This is a genomic window from Methanobrevibacter thaueri, from assembly GCF_015062905.1.
GTDB lineage: Archaea > Methanobacteriota > Methanobacteria > Methanobacteriales > Methanobacteriaceae > Methanocatella > Methanocatella thaueri_A.
Map to the genome: position 1 here is coordinate 1 of NZ_SUTK01000101.1, position 2,628 is coordinate 2,628.

2 protein-coding genes are annotated in these 2,628 nt (G+C 38.8%); both read left to right on the forward strand.

Annotated elements, in window-relative coordinates; genetic code table 11:
* Nucleotides 1-2,050: right-handed parallel beta-helix repeat-containing protein (locus E7Z79_RS09680; RefSeq protein WP_369693449.1), on the forward strand; the 2,050-nt coding region annotated here is incomplete at its 5' end.
* Between the two features lie 214 nt (nt 2,051-2,264).
* Nucleotides 2,265-2,628 (forward strand): hypothetical protein (locus tag E7Z79_RS09685; RefSeq protein ID WP_303739729.1); only part of this gene is annotated, 364 nt, incomplete at its 3' end.

Sequence of the window (2,628 nt, forward strand, 5' to 3'; positions counted from 1 at the left end):
AACATTCAAGAACGTATCCACCAACAGCATTTTCACTTGTGATTTCATTAACAACACTGCAAACCTGAACGGTGGAGGCGTAAACTACCGTGAAAGTCCTTCCAACATCACATTCAACTCTAACTTCATAAACAACACTTCCCCTACAGGTGGAGGAGTTAATTTCTTTGAAACATTCGAGAATGTTGTATTCAATGGTGTGTTCATAGGCAACTCAGCAGATAAGGGTGGTGCTATAGCAGCCGTTGACGGAATTATCAGTGATGTTTCATTTAGGGACAATATTGCCGTAATGGGCGGTGCAATTTACTTTAACGGCACTGGTGAAGTTTCAAACTGTATTTTCACTAACAATGAGGCTGTTGCTGAATATGATGGTGGCGGTGCCATATCCATGATTTCAGGTAATGTGATCGGCAGCGTTTTCAAAGCCAACAAGGCAAGCGGTGTTGGCAGTATGGGAGGTGCTGTCTTAATTGAAAATTCCGGTAATGTGACCAACTGCAGGTTTGAAGATAACTCCGCAGAATTTGGTGGAGCTGTCTCATCTGACAGGACCGTTAATATCGCTGATTGTAATTTCACAGCCAACCGTGCATCAGTAGAGGGCGGTGCTTTCTATACTGGTTCCTGCAATATTGAAAATTCCAATTTCACCAACAACATTGCAAGTAATGGGAGATACAGTGGTGATGGTGGTGCTGTTTACATCAACGGCAATGCCACTGTGGTAAATTGTGATTTCATAGGAAATGAAGCTTCTAGGGGTCCTGCAATTTACTTCTGGAATCTCCACGAATCCAAACACGTCAGGTCCATTTCCCACTCCACATTCCTGAACAATAAGGCAAATATGGATTCTATAGCCCCATTTACTTTAACAGTCAATGGAACTAATATTGAAATTGCTTTCCATGGTAACAATAACCTTTTTAATGCAATATTGTCCAGACTGAAAGGGGATGTCAATGTCACAAACGTTACCTACTGGGGAGCAAGCGGTATTGAGAACACTGGTGATTCCACTATTGTGCCTGTTATGTTATATACACAATCCGGCCAGAACGTTACTGTTAGGGGTGTTGTCGACGGTGTTGAAGTCAATATAACTAGAAGCACTGACGCTGAGGGTAAAATAGTCCTTGAGAATGTCAGAGAGTATAATATAACCGTAAGCCACGATGAGGATTCATACTACTTCTCTGGAAAAACATTTTTCACAAGCAGGCAGTTAAGCTTAAACATGACTGATATCACAACCAACGACTTTACAGTCAACATAACTGCAAAATCTGACATATTTGAAGAGTATATGTCTGGTGAAATGATTTTCAGGGTTGACGGTCAAGAATTCTACGCAAGTTATGCAGGTAACGGAACCTGGTGGGCAATGCACACATTTGATGATTTCGGCACTTACAAGGTCAGCGCATTATTCGACGGACCATACAATGTAATCGTCCGCAATGGAACTATAGCCGTAAATAAAATCAAAACAGAAATAACCGGATCTGCAATAACTGCCACATATAATGTGAACAAATATCTTGTAATCACATTAAAGGACGGTACCGGCAAGGCTTTAAGCGACGTTAAGGTGACTGTTAACTTGAACGGTGCTAAAACCTACACTACCGACAGTAACGGTCAGATTAAGGTTTCCACTAAAGGGCTTGCTCCTAAAGCATACACTGCCAAGGTAGCATTCAACGGAGATGCCGTTTATGACAAGTCCGCTAAGGATATTAAAGTCACCGTTAAGAAGGCCACTCCTAAACTGACTGCCAAAAAGAAAACCTTTAAAAGGTCAGTTAAGGTCAAAAAGTACAGTATTGTTCTTAAAAACAATGTTGGAAAGGCAATCAAGAAGGCAAAGGTCACCATTAAAATCGGCAAGAAAACCTTCAAGGCCAAAACCAACAGCAAGGGTAAGGCAACCTTTAAAATCAAGAAATTGACCAAGAAAGGAAATTATAATGCTAAAGTATCCTACAAGGGCAGCAAGTACTACAATAAAGTGACTAAAAAAGTGAAAATCCGAATCAAGTAGATGCATCATGCATCTACACTATTTTTTTTATTTTAACTTATTTTTTTGAAAAACCCAATTTCTTAGTTTTTCCATGATTTACTCATATAATATATATTCTTTGAATGATAGAATTCATATTGTATGTATATTAAATTTTTTTTTGAATGATCATTATTTTTCTTTAAAATTGAATATGGCAAAAGAATAATATTTTTTCATACGGAGTGTTTATATGAAGGTTAACAAATCAATAATCATGTTGATACTTGTTATTTTTATATTAAGCCTGACCAGCGTGTGTGCAGGCGAAATGGATGATGCGATAGCAAGTAATGATACAGATCAAATCGAATTGTCCTCAAACGATAAGATCAGTGAGGATAATCTGCAGACAAATGAGGAAAAAGCGACATTGGGTGAAAGTGATGATTCAACTGATGTCAGCTTAAAATCATCCGACGGTGATGAGTTGTCATCATCAGGGGAATTTGGCGAGCTTCAAAAACTGATTGATGATGCTTCAGACAAAAGCACAATCAATCTGGAACGCAATTACACCTATACCATAGGTACGGACACAATAACTGAAGGAATAA